General features: G+C 70.8%; 18 protein-coding genes. 4 read left to right on the top strand and 14 right to left on the bottom strand.

Annotated elements, in window-relative coordinates; genetic code table 11:
• Positions 1-687: 687 nt before the first annotated feature.
• The 4 genes from OIE49_RS26865 to OIE49_RS26850 all read right to left on the bottom strand — a co-directional run bounded on the left by OIE49_RS26865 (position 688) and on the right by OIE49_RS26850 (position 5,091).
• On the bottom strand, positions 688-1,080 hold the full coding sequence (locus OIE49_RS26865; protein ID WP_326804491.1) for a type II toxin-antitoxin system death-on-curing family toxin: 393 nt from the start codon (positions 1,078-1,080) through the stop codon (positions 688-690).
• Positions 1,077-1,271: a ribbon-helix-helix protein, CopG family gene (locus OIE49_RS26860; RefSeq protein ID WP_031080575.1), complete on the bottom strand. Its 195-nt coding sequence runs from the start codon at positions 1,269-1,271 to the stop codon at positions 1,077-1,079. The genes OIE49_RS26865 and OIE49_RS26860 overlap by 4 nt, the downstream gene beginning before the upstream one ends.
• Positions 1,272-1,561: 290 nt before the next feature.
• Positions 1,562-2,920: a class I SAM-dependent RNA methyltransferase gene (locus OIE49_RS26855; protein ID WP_326804490.1), complete on the bottom strand. Its 1,359-nt coding sequence runs from the start codon at positions 2,918-2,920 to the stop codon at positions 1,562-1,564.
• Between the two features lie 110 nt (positions 2,921-3,030).
• The gene (locus OIE49_RS26850; protein ID WP_326804489.1) at positions 3,031-5,091 is read right to left on the bottom strand and encodes an APC family permease; all 2,061 of its coding nucleotides are present in this window, start codon (positions 5,089-5,091) and stop codon (positions 3,031-3,033) included.
• Between the two features lie 163 nt (positions 5,092-5,254).
• On the opposite strand from OIE49_RS26850, the gene OIE49_RS26845 reads away from it, so the two are divergent.
• From OIE49_RS26845 to OIE49_RS26835, 3 genes are all read left to right on the top strand, one after another.
• Positions 5,255-5,398 carry a hypothetical protein gene (locus OIE49_RS26845; RefSeq protein ID WP_199836750.1) on the top strand — a complete coding sequence of 48 codons (144 nt, stop codon included), beginning with the start codon at positions 5,255-5,257 and terminating at the stop codon, positions 5,396-5,398.
• 132 nt (positions 5,399-5,530) lie between these two features.
• On the top strand, positions 5,531-6,202 hold the full coding sequence (locus OIE49_RS26840) for a potassium channel family protein (RefSeq protein WP_100570643.1): 672 nt from the start codon (positions 5,531-5,533) through the stop codon (positions 6,200-6,202).
• Positions 6,202-6,870 (top strand): potassium channel family protein, encoded by a 669-nt coding sequence (locus tag OIE49_RS26835; RefSeq protein ID WP_100570644.1) that lies wholly within the window; start codon positions 6,202-6,204, stop codon positions 6,868-6,870. Before OIE49_RS26840 ends, OIE49_RS26835 begins: the two co-directional genes overlap by 1 nt.
• A gap of 111 nt (positions 6,871-6,981) precedes the next feature.
• On the opposite strand, the gene OIE49_RS26830 is transcribed toward OIE49_RS26835, so the two are convergent.
• From OIE49_RS26830 to OIE49_RS26795, 8 genes are all read right to left on the bottom strand, one after another.
• On the bottom strand, positions 6,982-7,746 hold the full coding sequence (locus OIE49_RS26830) for a DUF3159 domain-containing protein (protein ID WP_100570645.1): 765 nt from the start codon (positions 7,744-7,746) through the stop codon (positions 6,982-6,984).
• A gap of 3 nt (positions 7,747-7,749) precedes the next feature.
• On the bottom strand, positions 7,750-8,148 hold the full coding sequence (locus tag OIE49_RS26825; protein WP_100570646.1) for an OB-fold nucleic acid binding domain-containing protein: 399 nt from the start codon (positions 8,146-8,148) through the stop codon (positions 7,750-7,752).
• Positions 8,149-8,189: 41 nt separating this feature from the next.
• Entirely contained in the window at positions 8,190-8,873 is a 684-nt protein-coding gene (locus OIE49_RS26820) for a response regulator (RefSeq protein WP_100570647.1), read from the bottom strand.
• On the bottom strand, positions 8,870-11,413 hold the full coding sequence (locus OIE49_RS26815) for a sensor histidine kinase KdpD (RefSeq protein WP_326804488.1): 2,544 nt from the start codon (positions 11,411-11,413) through the stop codon (positions 8,870-8,872). Before OIE49_RS26815 ends, OIE49_RS26820 begins: the two co-directional genes overlap by 4 nt.
• A gap of 225 nt (positions 11,414-11,638) precedes the next feature.
• The gene (locus tag OIE49_RS26810) at positions 11,639-12,331 is read right to left on the bottom strand and encodes an ABC transporter ATP-binding protein (RefSeq protein WP_326804487.1); all 693 of its coding nucleotides are present in this window, start codon (positions 12,329-12,331) and stop codon (positions 11,639-11,641) included.
• Positions 12,332-12,530: 199 nt separating this feature from the next.
• Positions 12,531-13,298, bottom strand: a complete 768-nt coding sequence (locus OIE49_RS26805) for a DUF3710 domain-containing protein (protein WP_326804486.1) — start codon at positions 13,296-13,298, stop codon at positions 12,531-12,533.
• Between the two features lies 1 nt (position 13,299).
• Positions 13,300-13,851 (bottom strand): dUTP diphosphatase, encoded by a 552-nt coding sequence (gene dut, locus OIE49_RS26800; protein ID WP_100570651.1) that lies wholly within the window; start codon positions 13,849-13,851, stop codon positions 13,300-13,302.
• Positions 13,848-14,432 carry a PaaI family thioesterase gene (locus tag OIE49_RS26795; RefSeq protein WP_100570652.1) on the bottom strand — a complete coding sequence of 195 codons (585 nt, stop codon included), beginning with the start codon at positions 14,430-14,432 and terminating at the stop codon, positions 13,848-13,850. The genes dut and OIE49_RS26795 overlap by 4 nt, the downstream gene beginning before the upstream one ends.
• 57 nt (positions 14,433-14,489) lie before the next feature.
• Here OIE49_RS26795 and OIE49_RS26790 point away from each other — a divergent pair, with 57 nt between their 5' ends.
• Positions 14,490-14,966, top strand: coding sequence for a DUF3093 domain-containing protein (locus OIE49_RS26790; protein WP_326804485.1), 477 nt, complete (start codon positions 14,490-14,492; stop codon positions 14,964-14,966).
• Between the two features lie 70 nt (positions 14,967-15,036).
• Here OIE49_RS26790 and OIE49_RS26785 read toward each other — a convergent pair whose 3' ends face one another.
• Complete coding sequence (locus tag OIE49_RS26785; RefSeq protein WP_326804484.1) at positions 15,037-16,044, bottom strand: hypothetical protein; 1,008 nt, start codon at positions 16,042-16,044, stop codon at positions 15,037-15,039.
• A 13-nt stretch (positions 16,045-16,057) separates the two neighbouring features.
• Entirely contained in the window at positions 16,058-16,354 is a 297-nt protein-coding gene (locus OIE49_RS26780; protein WP_005481602.1) for a DUF4193 domain-containing protein, read from the bottom strand.
• Positions 16,355-16,661 lie beyond the last annotated feature (307 nt).

Raw genomic sequence — 16,661 nt, 5'->3', positions numbered from 1 at the left:
TCCCCGTACGGATCCGGCACCCCCGTCGGCTCGCGTTCTCCGACCCCTTTTGCTGACACATACGGGTCCCCACCCATGACACCTCCGCCGCATTACAGGTCGCCCCAGCCCACCTGCGGTGATTCCCGCAGAGTATGCCCATCCTTGGGTTTCCTGTGGCACTTTCATCACTTTGCGATGGCCCACGACGATCGAATCCGCCTGCCGCGTTCACGAATTCCGTAGAACCGGAGCGCTGACGCCACGAACACCGGCCCGGCCGGAGAGGTACATCAGCGGCGCCACCTGCCGCAGCAGTAAAGCTCCTTCCACCAGGGGCGAGCCAGACACGCCATAGGCCAATCTCGTATCGGCCTGACGAGAAAAATCCACCCCCGTGGACGGTAACGGCCGCCCACTGGCAGTCGTAGTCACCCACGGCAAGGTCCACGATGCGCAACAGGCAGAGCCCGGTGCATGGGCTGCTCGTACCGCTGCACCTCACCACCCCCGTCGGTACCGGACCGCCGGTCACCTTCCTGGTGTGGCCGCCCATTGCCGCGATCCGTGCAACGGGTTGGAAGCGCAGGTGTCGAGCACGCCCGGCTACGCCCGAGTAACCCACGAAAACCGCAGGTCAGATCCCCTTTGCATTAAGCTCCAGAATCGCCACGCACTCCACATGAGGCGCCCTCGCCTCGTCGAACGTCAGGAAACGGGGAACCAGGTCGCGAGGCGCTTGGCGATCGCCGGTACATCGACGCTGTCCTGCGCGACTGCCTCGACGAACGGGCCGGCCACGGAAACGGGCGGCGGGACCGTACTCGCGCTGACGCCGTTGAACCGCAGGAAGACACGCATGGCGAGCCAGGCGGTGCGCTTGTTGCCGTCGATCAGCGCATGGTTGCGGGCGACCGAGTGCAGCAGCGCCGCAGCCTTCTCGTGCAGCGTGGGATACAGCTCGGCTCCGAACACGTTCGTCCGGGGTCGCTCGATCGCCGACACCAGAAGGCCCATGTCACGCACGCTGTGCTCCGTACCGTTGACCGTTCGGGCGATGGCCAGGATTTCGTCGAGCTGGATGTAGCGCACGTCGGTCACTTCAGGTAGTCCAGGATCTCCGCATCGCTCTCCATGAGCTCGGCCAGGACGTCATCGACCTTCAGCTCGGCCCGGTCCTGGGCGTCACGGATGGCCTCAATGGCAAGTTCCTGCTTGCTGCGGCCCTCCCGACGAGCCCGCTCAGTGAGCTTCGCGTCAAGGTCGTCGGGAAGTCGAAGTGTCATCGCCATACAGAGATGATACCAGGTCGGTATCAAGTGGTGCGGTCGGGCCGCGCTCGGCTCCGCGGAGCGTGGGACCAGGCGGCCATGCGCATCGCTACCGCGGAGGCCCGAAGACTTCCTTTTCGAGCGTCATCCGAGCGTCAAGAATCCCGCAGGAGCCACTGGAGGGCGTCGCCGTTGCAAGCGCCTCGTTCACGAATTCGCAGGTCAGAGAGCTATCAAAGAGCGATCCGTCCGCTCGAACCGCTACACGGAGGGAAACAGGTCGAAACCCACCAGAGGAGCAAAAACGCAGGTCAGGCGCCCTTGTCCGCAGGCTCCAGAATCACCACGCACTCCACATGATGCGTCATCGGGAACAGGTCGAACGCCCTCAGCGTCCGTACCCGGTAGCCGCCCTCGCGGAAGTACGCCAGGTCGCGGGCCAGGGCGGCCGGGTCGCAGGCGACGTAGGCGATGCGGCGGGCGGCGAGGGACGCGAGCTGGGCGACCGTGGTGCGGCCGGCGCCCGCTCGGGGCGGGTCGAGGACGATCAGGTCGACCTCGGTGATGCCGGTGCGCGGGAGGACGGACTCGACCTTGCCCTGTTCGACGCGGACGCGGGGGAAGTCGGCGAGGTTGTGCCGGGCGTCCTCCACCGCGCGCTTGCCGGACTCGATGCCGAGGACCGCGCCCTTGTCGCCGACGCGGTCGGCCAGGGCGCCGGCGAAGAGGCCGACGCCGCAGTAGAGGTCGAGCGCCATGTCGCCCTTGCGGGGCAGGAGGCCCTGCATGACCGCCGTGACCAGGGTGTCCGCCGCCTTCGGGTGGACCTGCCAGAAGCCGCCCCCGCCCACGCGGTGGGTGCGGCCGTCGGCGCGTTCGCGGACGAACGGGCGGCCGTGGACGCGGTGGACGCCGCCGGTCTTCTCGTCGACGCGGAGGACGGAGACCGGCTTGTCCAGTTCCACCAGCGGCAGGCGGGCGCCCGGGCGCGGGGTCAGGATCACCTGGCGGTCCTGCGAGCCCGTCGCCGCGATCGCCTCCACGGACTCCATGCCGGTCCAGTCGCGCCGCTCGATGCCCAGCTCGCTCACCCCGGCCGCCGCGATCATGCAGTGGTCGATCGGCTCGACCTCGTGCGAGCGGTGGCGGCGCAGGCCGGCCTTCCCCGTGGCGGGGTCGACCGCGTACTGCACGCGGGTGCGCCACTGCGGGACCTCGCCCGCGGGCAGCTTGTCGCCCTCGGCGGGCATCACCGTGCCGTCCCAGCCGGCCTCCTCGGGCGTGAGGCCCGCGAGGCGCTTGAGCTGCTCGGCAAGCACTTCGCCCTTGAGCCGGCGCTGGGCACCCGGCTTGGCGTGCTGCCAGTCGCAGCCGCCGCAGCGGCCGGGGCCCGCGTAGGGGCAGGGGGCCTCGACACGGTCCTTGGAGGCGTCGATGATCCGTACCGCGTCGGCGCGCAGGAACCGGGCGCCCTCCTCGCCCTCGGTCACCCGGGCCACGACCCGCTCGCCGGGCAGCGCGTGCCGTACGAACAGCACCTGGCCCTCGGCGGTACGGGCGATGCAGTGGCCGCCGTGGGCGACGGGGCCGATCTCGACCTCGTACTCCTGCCCCACCAGCGAGGCGCCCTGCTCCTGGCCCACCCGCGAGTTCTTCTGTTCTGCGTGCATGGTGGGGTGACTCCAGATCGGGAAAGGCGTACGGCCGGACAACAGCCCACCAGTCTACGCGGGTGCCGTCCGGCCGTTCACCATCAGGTGCGGCGCCGAGCGGAAGCCGGTCAGCCCTTGGCCGCCGGCGACTCCTTCGGCTCCTTCGGGCGCTCCTGGGCCGGGCCGCGCCGCACCGCACCCGGCGCGCTCCACTCCTGGCGCCTGCGGGCGCGCTGCTTGGCCGCCTCGGAGGAGGCCAGCTGGTAGGGCACCGAGGTGACCATCACGCCCGGCGTGAACAGCAGCCGGCCCTTCAGGCGCAGCGCGCTCTGGTTGTGCAGCAGGTGCTCGTACCAGTGGCCGACGACGTACTCGGGGATGATCACCGAGACGGCGTCGCGCGGGGACTCCTTGCGCAGGCTCTTGACGTACTCGATGACCGGGCGGGTGACCTCGCGGTAGGGCGAGTCGAGCACCTTCAGGGGTACGTCGATGCCGCGCCGCTCCCACTCCTCGCGCAGCGCCCGGGTCTCGGCCGGGTCCACGTTGACGGTGAGGCCCTCCAGGGTGTCCGAGCGCATCAGCTTGGCGTACGCCAGGGCGCGCAGGGTGGGACGGTGGATCTTGGAGATGAGGACCACGGAGTGGACGCGGGAGGGCCGGACGGTGTCGTCGTCCGGGCCGTCGGGGGCCGCGATCTCCTCGGTGACCCGGTCGTAGTGCTTGCGGATCGCGGTCATCGTCGCGAAGAAGATGCACATGCCGAGCAGGGCCACCCAGGCGCCGTGCGTGAACTTGGTGACGAGGACGACGACCAGCACGGTGCTGGTGAGGAACGCGCCGAAGGTGTTGATGGCGCGGGAGCGGATCATGTGGCTGCGCCTGGCCGGGTCCCGCTCGGTGGCCAGGTGGCGGTTCCAGTGCTTGACCATGCCGACCTGGCTGAGCGTGAAGGACACGAACACGCCGACGATGTAGAGCTGGATCAGCCGGGTGGAGTCGGCACCGTAGACGACGACCAGCAGGATGGCGGCGCCCGCGAGCAGCACGATGCCGTTGGAGAAGGCGAGCCGGTCGCCGCGGGTGTGGAGCTGGCGGGGCAGGAAGCGGTCCTGGGCGAGGATCGAGCCGAGCACCGGGAAGCCGTTGTAGGCGGTGTTGGCGGCCAGGAACAGGACCAGCGCCGTCGCCGCGGCCAGGATGAGGAACAGGAAGCTGCCCTTGCCGAAGACGGCCTCGGCGACCTGGGAGATCACCGGGTTCTGCACATAGCCCGGGCCGACCGGGACGCCGTTGTTCAGGAGGTTGGCGGCCGGGTTGTCGGACATGCGGACGCCGGTCGTCATGGCCAGCGTGATGATGCCGCAGAACATCGTCACGGCCAGCAGGCCGATCATCGCCAGCGTGCTGGCCGCGTTCCTGGACTTGGGCTTGCGAAAGGCGGGGACGCCGTTGGAGATCGCCTCGACGCCGGTGAGCGCCGCGCAGCCGGAGGAGAAGGCGCGCAGCAGCAGGAAGACGAGGGCGAATCCGGCCAGTCCCTGGTGCTCGGCCTTGATGTGGAAGTCGGCGGTCGGCGCCCGCATGGTCTCGCCGAGGACGAGCCCGCGGACGGCGCCCCACACGATCATGATGAAGACGCCGGAGACGAACACGTACGTGGGGATGGCGAAGAGCGTGCCCGACTCTTTCACCCCGCGCAGGTTCATCACTGTCAGGAGCACGATCACCGCGACCGCGCACAGCACCTTGTGCTGGACGACGAAGGGGACGGCGGAGCCGAGGTTCTCGATGCCGGAGGAGATCGAGACGGCGACGGTCAGGACGTAGTCGACCAGCAGCGCGCTCGCGACGGTCAGGCCCGCCTTGGAGCCGAGGTTGGTGGTCGCGACCTCGTAGTCGCCGCCACCGCTCGGGTAGGCGTGCACGTTCTGCCGGTAGGAGGCGACCACGGTGAGCATCAGCACGGCGACCGCGACCGCGATCCAGGGGCTGAAGTGGTACGCCGACACGCCGGCGATGGACAGGACCAGCAGTACCTCGCCGGGCGCGTAGGCCACGGAGGACAGCGAGTCGGAGGCGAAGACGGGTAGGGCGATGCGCTTCGGCAGGAGCGTCTCGCTCAGCCGGTCACTGCGCAGTGCGCGCCCGATCAGAATACGTTTGGGCACGTCGGTCAGTTTGGACACAACAGAGCATCGTAGGCCTTAGCCCCCCGGGTCGTGCACCCGCCGGTCCAGATCTGCCTCACGAGTGAATTCCGGTACCGAAGACCCTGCGGATTCCGCAGGCGGGGTGCGTGCCGTGCCTAGATGTCTGGACTCCGCTCCCCGCCGACCCCTCGGAGGTCCCGTGCCCCCTACCGCGGAGCTGATCGGCGCCGCCGCCGCGTTGCTCGGCCTCGGATTCCTGACCCTGCGCAGCGTGCGCAGCATCACTCGGCGCCGGCCCTTCGAGACCGAGCGGACCCGAGTGGGACGCCTTGGGGCCGAGTGAGGCGCCACGCGCCGCGGAGGCGTTAAGGACGCGACAGGGGGTGCCCGCCCCGGACCGGGCATGTGTAGCTTGTCCCTCTGTCTGAGACCCTGATGGGGCTGAGCAGTCGCTATTGACATCGGAAGGACGGTCGTGCACATCGTCATCATGGGCTGCGGGAGAGTGGGCTCCGCTCTCGCCCAGACCCTGGAGCAGCAGGGGCACACGGTCGCCGTGATCGATCAGGACCCCACCGCCTTCCGCCGGCTGGGCCCCGGGTTCGGTGGCCGCAGGGTCACCGGAATCGGCTTCGACCAGGACACCCTGCGCGAGGCGGGCATCGAGGAGGCCGGTGCCTTCGCGGCCGTCTCCAGCGGGGACAACTCGAACATCATCTCGGCCCGGGTGGCCCGCGAGATGTTCGGCGTGCAGAACGTCGCGGCCCGTATCTACGATCCCCGCCGCGCCGAGGTGTACCAGCGCCTGGGGATCCCGACCGTGGCCACGGTCCGCTGGACGGCCGACCAGATGCTCCGCCGACTGCTGCCCTCGGGCGCCGAGCCGCTGTGGCGCGACCCCACCGGCGGCGTCCAGCTCGCCGAGGTGCACGCCTCCCCCAAGTGGGTGGGCCACAAGATCAGCGAGCTCCAGGAGGAGACGGGCGTCCGGGTGGCGTTCCTGACCCGCCTCGGCGAGGCGATCCTGCCGAGCTCGCAGACCGTGCTCCAGGAGGGCGACCTCGTGCACGTGATGATGCGGACGGACGACGTGGAGAAGGTCGAGGCGGCGTTCGCCGAGGGCCCGGAAGAGGAGAGCGGTCACTGATGAGGGTCGCCATTGCCGGTGCCGGCGCGGTCGGTCGCTCGATCGCGGGCGAGCTGCTGGAGAACGGCCACGAGGTCCTTCTCATCGACAAGGCGCCGACCGCCATCTCGGTCGAGCGCGTGCCGCAGGCCGAGTGGCTGCTGGCCGACGCCTGCGAGATCACCTCGCTGGACGAGGCCGCGCTCCAGCGCTGCAACGTGGTGATCGCCGCGACGGGCGACGACAAGGTGAACCTGGTCGTCTCCCTGCTGGCGAGGACGGAGTACGGGGTACCGCGGGTGGTGGCCCGTGTGAACAACCCGAAGAACGAGTGGCTGTTCAACGAGGCCTGGGGCGTGGACGTGGCCGTGTCCACGCCGCGGCTGATGTCCGCGCTGGTCGAGGAGGCGGTGAGCGTCGGCGACCTCGTACGGCTGCTGCGCTTCAGCCACGGCGACGCCAACCTGGTGGAGCTGACCCTGCCGGAGGAGTCGGCGCTGGCCGGCACCCAGGTCGGGGACGTCGAGTGGCCCGAGGACACCTCGCTGGTCACCATCATCCGCGGCACCCGGGTGCTCACCCCGTCCCGGGAGGACTCCCTGGAGGCGGGTGACGAGCTGCTGTTCGTGGCCGCGCAGGCCCGTGAGGAGCAGCTGGAGGACCTGCTGTCGGTGCGCCGGGAGCGCTGAGCGCCCGAGGTCCGCGCACGGCGAGGGGCGCCCGGTACGAGCACCGGCGCCCGGATACGGCGAAGGGGCGCCCGGAGATCCGGGGCGCCCCTTCGCCGTATGCGGCGGTGCTCAGTTCTGGCGGCGGTGACGGCCTGCGGCCGGTTCCTCGCCGTGCTCCGGTGTCAGGGCCGCCTTGCGCTCCTCCTCGGCCTTCTCCTCGGCCTCCATCTCGGCGAACACGTCGATGGGCGGGGGAGCCTTGGCGAGGAAGACCCAGGTCAGCCAGACCGCCAGCAGGAACGGCGGGATCTTCAGGATGACCAGGACCCAGCCGAGCTGGGCGGTGTTGGCCCACCAGTACAGCGGGAAGAGGATCGCGCACTTGGCGAGCAGGATCAGGCCCCAGGCCCAGCTCGCCTTGGCGTAGGCCTTCTTGCGGCCCGGGTTGCGGGTGCGCCAGGAGAGGTTCTCCTTGAAGACCGGGCCGAGCATCAGGCCGATCAGCGGGACCCCGGCCAGCGTGGTCACGATGTACGCCACGGCCAGGCCCAGTGTGTAGAGCATGCCGGGCAGGTAGAAGTCCTTGGCGTTGCCGGTCATCATCGCGAAGACGACACCGAAGGCGACGCCGAAGACACCGCTGAAGGCGTGCTTGACGGTGTCCCGCCTCGCCAGCCGGACCACGACCAGCACCAGCGACACGGCCAGCGCGGCGATCGCCGACCAGTGCAGGTCCTTGTTGATCGTGAAGATGGTGACGAAGAGGAGGCCGGGCAGCACCGTCTCGACCATGCCCCGCACCCCGCCGAACGCCTCGAACAGGGCGGCCTCCGTCACCGCCCGGGCATCGTGGTCGGCAGTCGTGTCTTCGGTCGGCTTGTCGAGTGACGTCACCGGCTACTCCCGTCCCAGGGGTCGCAGTTCGTACTTGGGATTGAACAGCACCCGGCGGCCCCGGCTCATCGAGATCCGGCCCGATGCGATCAGCCTGCGCCCCGGTTCTATACCGACGATGGAACGCCTGCCGAGCCACACCACGTCCAGGGCGGCCGTGCCGTCGAACAACTCGGCCTCCAGGGCCGGGACTCCGGCACGCGGACGCAGGGTGACCGTGCGCAAGGTACCAGTAACCGTGACGATCTGCCGGTCGGTGCAGTCGCCGATGCGTGTACAGCCCGCGGTCTCGGCGTCCTCACGCAGTTCCTCGGACTCCAGGTCCTCCTGCGACGAGGAAAGCCGGTCGAGCATGCGCCGGAATCGGCCCACCGGCTTGTCTGAACGAGGAACAGCACTCATGTCTGAAGCGTACCGGGGGTCCCCGAGGGGGACGTAACCGCTCACTTCTCGAAGCGGTAGCCCATCCCCGGTTCGGTGACGAAGTGCTTGGGGTGCGAGGGGTCGGCCTCCAGCTTCCTGCGCAGCTGTGCCATGTACACGCGCAGATAGTTCGTCTCCGTGCCGTACGACGGCCCCCACACCTCCTGGAGCAGCTGCTTCTGGCTGACCAGCCGGCCGGTGTTGCGCACCAGCACCTCCAGCAGGTGCCATTCGGTCGGGGTGAGCCGTACGTCCTTGCCGGCCCGGTTGACCTTCTTCGCGGCCAGGTCGACGGTGAAGTCCTCGGTCTCCACCAGCACGCCGTCCTCGCCGCTCCCGACGGGCTCGGCGCGGCGGACGGCGGCCCGCAGCCGGGCCAGCAGCTCGTCCATGCCGAACGGCTTGGTGACGTAGTCGTCGGCGCCCGCGTCCAGCGCCTGGACCTTCTCGTCGGAGGAGTGCCGGGCGGACAGCACCAGGATGGGAACCCGGGTCCAGCCACGCAGGCCCCTGATCACCTCGACGCCGTCCATGTCGGGCAGACCCAGGTCGAGCACGACCACGTCGGGGTGGCGGGAGGCGGCGAGGTCGAGGGCGCTCCTGCCGTCGGAGGCGGCGTCGACCTCGTACTTGCGTGCCTTGAGGTTGATCACGAGGGCCCGCACGATCTGTGGCTCGTCGTCGACCACCAGCACCCGCGTCATGTGGTTTGCCTTTCTGGTTCGGCGAGTCGTACGGGGCCGCGAAGGCTTTCCGCGGCCCGCAGGGTGAGGACCATCGTCAGACCGCCACCGGGCGTGTCCTCGGCGTCGAGCGTGCCGCTCATGGCCTCGGCGAAGCCGCGTGCCACGGCGAGGCCGAGGCCCACGCCGGCTCCGCGCGGGGCGTCGCCGTGCCGCTGGAACGGCTCGAAGATACGGTCCTTGGCCTCGTCGGGGACGCCCGGTCCGCGGTCGACGACCCGGACCTCGACCCGGTCGGCCATGGCGCTGGCGGACACCACCACCTGCTCGTCCGCCGGACTGTACTTCACGGCGTTCTCCACCAGGTTGGCGACCGCGCGCTCCAGCAGCCCGGGGTCGACGGCGACCATCGGCAGGTACTCCGGGATGTCCAGGTGCACGCTGTCCTCGGGCACCCCGCCCAGCGCCATCGGCACCACCTCGTCGAGGTCGATCTCGCGGATCAGCGGAGTGACGGTGCCGGTCTGGAGGCGGGACATGTCGAGCAGGTTGCCCACGAGGTGGTCGAGCCGGTCGGCGCCCTCCTCGATGCCCTGGAGCAGTTCCGCGCGGTCCTCCTCGGACCACTCGACGTCCTCGGACCTGAGCGAGGAGACGGCCGCCTTGATCCCGGCGAGCGGGGTGCGCAGATCGTGGCTGACGGCGGCGAGCAGCGCGGTGCGGATGCGGTTGCCCTCCGCGAGGGCGCGGGCCTGGTCGGCCTCCTCCTGGAGGCGCCGGCGTTCCAGGACGACGGCGGCCTGGGCGGCGAAGGCGGCCAGCACGCGGCGGTCGGAGGCGGGCAGCACCCGTCCGGTCAGCGCCAGCGCCATGTGGTCGCTGACGGGCATGTCCACGGCCGCGTCCTCGGGGCGCTGGAGCGGCCCGCCCGTGCCCACACGGCCGGCGCACGTCCAGGGGTCCACCTCGCTCTGCCGCTCCAGGAGGGCCACCGACTCCATGCCGAAGGTCTCGCGGACCCGCTCCAGCAGCGCCTCAAGGCTGGTCTCCCCGCGCAGCACGCTGCCCGCGAGGAAGGACAGTATCTCCGCCTCGGCGCGCAACCGGGCGGCCTGGTGGGTGCGGCGGGCCGCGAGGTCCACCACGGAGGCCACGGACACGGCGATCCCGACGAAGATCGCGATGGCCACGATGTTCTTGGGGTCGGCGATGGTGAGCCGGTGCAGGGGCGGTGTGTAGTAGTAGTTCAGCAGCAGCGATCCGACGGCCGCCGAGGCGAGCGCCGGCAGCAGCCCGCCCAGCAGGGCCGCGGCCACCGTCAGGGCGAGGAACAGCAGCATGTCGTTGGCGAGGCCGAGGTCCACGGTGTTCAGCAGCAGCGCGAGGATCACCGGGCCGGCGACCGCGACCGTCCAGCCCCAGACGATCCGGGCCCGTCCGAGCCGGGCACCGCGGGCCACCGGCAGTCCGCGCCCCTTGGCGACCTGTCCGTGGGTGACGATGTGCACGTCGAGGTCGGGGCCCGACTCGCGGGCCACCGTGGCGCCCACGCCCGGTCCGAAGATGTACTGCCAGGTCTTGCGGCGCGAGGAGCCCAGCACGATCTGGGTGGCGTTGACCCCGCGGGCGAAGTCGAGCAGCGCGGCCGGTATGTCGTCGCCGACGACATGGTGGAAGGTGCCGCCCAGGTCCTCCACGAGGGTGCGCTGGACGGCCAGCTCCTTCGGGGAGGCGGAGGTCAGTCCGTCGCTGCGGGCGATGTAGACGGCCATGACCTCCCCTCCGGCGCCCTTCTCGGCCAGCCGGGCCGCCCGGCGGATCAGCGTGCGCCCCTCGGGACCGCCGGTCAGGCCGACGACGATCCGCTCGCGCGAGCCCCAGATCCTGGAGACCTGGTGCTCGCTCCGGTAGCGCTGGAGGTACTCGTCGACCCGGTCGGCCACCCACAGCAGGGCCAGCTCGCGCAGCGCGGTGAGGTTGCCGGGCCGGAAGTAGTTGGACAGGGCGGCGTCGACCTTGTCCGACTTGTAGATGTTGCCGTGGGCCATCCGGCGGCGGAGGGCCTCGGGCGACATGTCGACCAGCTCGATCTGGTCGGCCCGCCGCACCACCTCGTCGGGGACGGTCTCCCGCTGCCGTACGCCCGTGATCGACTCGACCACGTCGCCGAGGGACTCCAGGTGCTGGATGTTGACCGTGGAGATGACGTCGACACCGGCCGCCAGCAGCTCCTCCACGTCCTGCCAGCGCTTGGCGTTGCGGGAGCCTGGGATGTTGGTGTGGGCGAGTTCGTCCACCAGGGCGACGGCCGGGGCGCGGCGCAGCACGGCGTCGACGTCCATCTCGGTGAACGTGCTCCCGCGGTACTCCAGTGCCTTGCGGGGGACCTGCTCGAGACCGTGCAGCATCACCTCGGTGCGCAGCCGGTCGTGGTGCTCGACGAACGCCACGACGCAGTCGGTGCCCCGCTCCACCCGGCGGTGTGCCTCGGAGAGCATCGCGTACGTCTTGCCGACGCCCGGTGCCGCACCGAGATAGATCCGAAGCTTGCCGCGTCCCATGGCCCCATTGTCTTCCCGTCACGGCTCCGTATGCCGCGTCGACCTTACGGCCGATAATCGCGACATAAGGGGTCGCGCGGGGGCGGATGGCCGTCTTTGACACAACCCTGACGGACACGACCCCGACGTGCGTGGGGTCGGGACGGGAGGGCGCCACGGGGATACGACGTCACGGCCATACGGCCTCAGGGCGTCAGAGCATCAGGCCGTCAGGCCTTCAGGGCGTCACGATTCGACGATCTTGCCGTCGCGCAGCTCCAGCACCCGGTCGGCGAGGTCCAGCAGTGTGGCGTCGTGGGTGGCGACCAGTGCGGTGACCTGCTCGCTGCGGACGACGGCGCGCAGCAGCTCCATCACGGCGTGGCCGGTCTCCGCATCGAGCTGGCCGGTCGGCTCGTCGGCTATCAGGAGCGCCGGCTCGTTGGCGAGGGCGCGGGCGATGGCCACGCGCTGCTGCTGGCCGCCGGACAGCTCACCGGGCCGCTGCCGGGCGTGGTCGGCGAGGCCGACCAGGGACAGCAGCAGCTCGACGCGCTCCTCCCGGACGCGCGGATCGGCGCGGCGCAGCCGCATCGGCACGCCCACGTTCTCCGCGGCGGTGAGGATCGGGATGAGCCCGAAGGACTGGAAGACGAACCCGACGTGGTCCCGGCGCAGGGCGAGGAGGCCCTCCTCGCCGAGTTCGGACAGGTCGCGGCCGTCGACGTGGACCCGTCCCCGGTCCGGCTCGTCGAGCCCGCCGACGATGTTCAGCAGCGTGGTCTTGCCGGAGCCCGAGCGGCCCTTGAGTGCGACCAGTTCGCCCCGCGGGACCTCGAAGGAGACTCCGCGCAGGGCGTGCACGGCGGCCTCGCCCTGTCCGTAGGACTTGTGGACGTCCTCCACGCGCACCATGGTCTCGGTGATCACCTGGCTCATGTGCCCTCCCCGTTCACGCCCCCGTGGACCGGGCGCCAGTATCACCAGCCGCGCCCGTCCGTTCAATATCCAGACGAACGGACGTCCGCGAAGGTTTCCGGCCGGAGCCGCGGCAGAGTCCGCGCACGGCGGAGGGCCGCACCGCGGAGGTACGGCCCTGGGTCCTGTCGATGAGAGGACCGTGTCCGGCTGACCGCGGTCAGCGGACCTCGGTGATCTCCGGTCCGCGCTGGAGCTGGCCCATCCCGCCGGAGAAGCGCGACTGGCCCTCGTCCTGCTGGACGCCCTCGGGCACCATCTGCGCGTCGTTCGGCAGCTTGAGGACGATCGGGTCGCGGGGCGCCATCGGGCCCTCGCCGCGGACCACGACCGTGTCCCGGAAGATCTGCTCGAGCAGTCCGGCCGCCTGCGGCTGCACCGCGCCCTGCCCGGAGATCACCCCGCGCAGGAACCAGCGGGGACCGTCGACGCCGACGAACCGCACGACCTGGTAGCCGCCCGTGCCGTCCGGCAGCTGCACCGGCACCTGCGCGCGCAGCTCCCAGCCCAGCGGCCCCTCGACCTCGTCGATGATGCCGCCCTGCTGGGTGATGCCGCTGCCGATCTCCTCGCGCACCTCGCCCCAGATGCCCTCGCGCTTGGGCGCGGCGAAGGCCTGCAACTGGATGGCGCTGTCGTGCAGGACGACGGTCGCCGCGACGATCGCGTCGCCCGCGACCTCGACCCGCAGCTCCATGCCCTCGACACCCGGTACGAACATCCCGCCGAGGTCCACGCGGCCCTCGGCCGGCTCGCGCACCTCGGAGCCGTCCCAGGGCCCGTCGGGCCGCGGTCCGGGCTCGAGCCGCAAGCGCTCGCGCTCACCCTTCACGTCCACGTCCGCCTCGGTGTCGACGCTGTCGACGACCTGCTCGGCCTCGCCGGCCGCGTCCTCGGCGGCACCCTTCTTGTTGCGACGTCCGAACACGTCACTGTCCTTCCCGGTCGGATACGACCGAAGCGTATCGATTCCCACCCGCCGGCCCGCCCATGGCGGCCCGGCCGTTCGTGCCGCTCGCACCGTCCACGGCGGCGTGGCCGCCGGTGGACCCGAAGCCCCCCTCGGCCCGCGCCGAGCCGGGAAGCTCCGCCACCTCCTGGAAGCGGACCCTCTCGACCTGCTGGACGACCAGTTGGGCAATCCGGTCGAAGCGCTCGAACCGCACGGACTCGCGCGGGTCGAGATTCACCACGATCACCTTGATCTCCCCACGGTACCCGGCATCAACCGTCCCCGGGGCATTCACGAGGGCGACACCGCAGCGGGCGGCGAGTCCGGATCGCGGGTGCACGAAGGCCGCGTACCCCTCCGGGAGCGCGACAGACACTCCGGTGGGCAGTACGGCCCGCTCCCCCGGTGCCAGTTCGCACGCCACGGTCGTGCGCAGATCGGCGCCCGCGTCACCGGGATGCGCGTACGCCGGAAGCGGTACGTCGGCGTCGACACGCCGGATCAGCACGTTCAGGGGCTCACGGCTCACGGGTTCACCTCGAAGGCGCGGACGCGCCGGACCTGGTCGGGGTCGTTCATGACGGCCTGGATCTCCTGCTCGCGGCCGTGGTCGACGAAGTGGTCGACCTTGACCTCGACGAACAGGGCCTCGGCGCGGACGGCGACCGGCCCGTCGGGGCCGCCGACACGTCCGGTGGCCCTGGAGTAGATCTTCCGCCCGGCCACGGCGGTGACCTCGGCCTCCAGGTGCAGGACGGTGCCGACCGGCACCGGGCGCACGTAGTCCGTCTCCAGCCGCCCGGTCACGGCGATCGTCCGCAGCAGCCAGTTCAGCGAGCCGAGGGCCTCGTCGAGGGCGGTCGCGAGGACCCCGCCGTGGGCGAGGCCGGGCGCGCCCTGGTGGGCGGGCTGCACGGTGAACTCGGCGGTGATCGCGACGCCCTCCCCGGCCCGGGCCTGGAGGTGCAGCCCGTGCGGCTGCTCCTCGCCACAGCCGAAGCACTCTGCGTAATGCGAGCCGAGGAGTTCGCCGGGCGCGGGGGCGTCGGGGTGCCGGACCGGGGCCACGGCGTCGGGCGGGGGCTGAAGAGCTGCGGAACTACCACTCACAGGCGCAGACCTTACCCGCGCGTCGGCGCGGGCCCGTCACCGTGCCAAGCTTGGTTCATGCAGCTCTCCGCCCAGCCCTACGAAGAACGCCTCACCGCGCCCCGTTCCTGGTGGCTGATCAGCCTTCTGATGGGCATCTCCTGCGCCCTGGTCCTGCTTCCCTTCGGCACCCTGCCGATGCTGGGCGGCCTGGTCGGCGGCACCGCGGCGTCGGCGGTCGTGGCGAGCTCCTACGGCTCGCCGCGGATCCGGGTCGTGGGCGGACTGCTGATCGCGGGCGAGGCGAAGATCCCGGTCACGGCGCTCGGCGAGACGGAGGTGCTGGACGCGGAGGAGGCGCGCGCCTGGCGCACCCACAAGGCCGACACCCGCGCCTTCCTGCTGCTGCGCGCGTACATCCCCGGGGCGCTGCGGGTGATCGTCACCGACCCCGAGGACCCCACGCCCTACCTGTACCTGTCGACGCGGGAGCCGGAGCGGCTGGCCGAGGCGCTGCGTGCGGCGCGGGCCGCCGCGGAGGCCGAGGCCGCGTAACGCCCGTAACACCGTCCAGGGGGCGCCGGGGCCGCGCGGCTTCGTACGGGTGACCTCGGGCGCGACCGGGTCAGCTCTCAAGCTTCCCGAAGCCGCCGGTGGCGTCGGGACCGTCGGTGGTACCGGAGCCGTCCGGGTCGTCGTCGGTGTCCTGGAGCCGCAGTGGGTGCCCGGCCGCCTCCAGGGGCGGCAGCGGGGGCAGTTCGCCCCATGGGACCTGGACCTTGCGCAGGTCCGAGCGGATGCGGGCGGCGAGCCGTCTGGTCTCGCGCCGGTTCATCACGGCTCCGGCCGCGGCGCCCACCATGAAGGGCGTCAGCTTGGGCAGGCCCCGCGCCGTCCGCTTCATGATCTGCCGGCGCAGCCGGCGCTTCACCCGGCCCCCGAGGGCGATGTCGATCGTCGTCGGATTCCGCACGTCGATCTTGCGCTCCTGCGACCAGGCGGCCAGATACGCGGTACTGCGGGCCTTCAGATTTCCGGGGGGCCGCGCCCCGTACACCTCGTGGAGTTCCGCGATCAGCTTGAGTTCGATCGCCGCGACTCCGGTGACCTCCGCGGCCAGCTGGGTCGGCATCGCGGGCGGTACCGGCAGCATCGCCGCCGCGCCGACGCCCGCTCCGACCGTGGAGGAGGCGTGCGCCGCGCCCGCCACGAGCTTGTCCGCGAGCTGTTCGGGTCCGAGGCCCGGGAACTGCCGGCGGAGCGCGCCGAGGTCCCTCACGGGAATCCGCGGGGCCGTGTCGATGACGCGGTCGGTGAGGTACGAGAGGGCCGCCCTGGCGCGGCCACTGCTCACGCGTGCGCCGCTCCTGGCCACTCTCCCGACCGTGCGGGCGTGGTGCCGGAACGCCGCGGCCTGCCGCCGGACTGCGGGCGCGGATCCGCCCGCCGGGTCGGCGGGGTCACCGCGCCCCGAGACCGATGCGAGCGCGGGCGATCCCGCCGATCCGTCCGGATCGGTTGTACGGGACGGCCCTCGCTCGTCGTCACGCGCGCCGTTGGGGCCGTCGGGCGGCCCCGGGTCCGCTCCCCCGCGGGGGATGCGGCGCTTCCAAGGAGGGGTCGAGCCAGTCACGGCCGACCCTGCCTCAGTCGCAGTCGCGGCAGATCGGCTGACCGTTCTTCTCCCGGGCCAGCTGGCTGCGGTGGTGCACCAGGAAGCAGCTCATGCAGGTGAACTCGTCCTGCTGCTTGGGCAGCACCCGGACGGCCAGCTCCTCGTTCGAGAGGTCCGCGCCGGGCAGTTCCAGGCCTTCTGCGGCCTCGAACTCGTCGACGTCGACGGCCGAGGTGGACTTGTCGTTCCGCCTGGCCTTCAGCTCTTCCAGGCTGTCCGAGTCAACGTCGTCGTCGGTCTTGCGTGGGGTGTCGTAATCGGTTGCCATGTCGCTCTCCCCCTCTGGGTGTATGCGGTGTCTCCAGCGCACGTAACGCGTGAGAGGCCGGACTTGTGCCCGACCTGAGGCGGAGATTTTGCCTCACATCAAGGTCTGTTACTCAATCGACACCCAACCGCACTCCTCAAGAGTGATCGGCTTGGATGGCGATCGGGACCGTACACGGTCCGGATGCCCCGCTCCAAAGCGGTCCCACCGTGTACTTCCCGTGATCATGCCCCCTGAAAACCGGTATTTTTCCGGCATTTTGGGGGTTCACATGACCACGCAGAGTAGATGGCCGGAAAACCGCCCA

It is taken from the genome of Streptomyces sp. NBC_01788 (assembly GCF_035917575.1).
In the GTDB taxonomy this organism is placed as follows: domain Bacteria; phylum Actinomycetota; class Actinomycetes; order Streptomycetales; family Streptomycetaceae; genus Streptomyces.
Note: the sequence above shows the minus strand (reverse complement) of the source record. Positions and strands in the feature narration are given on the sequence as shown.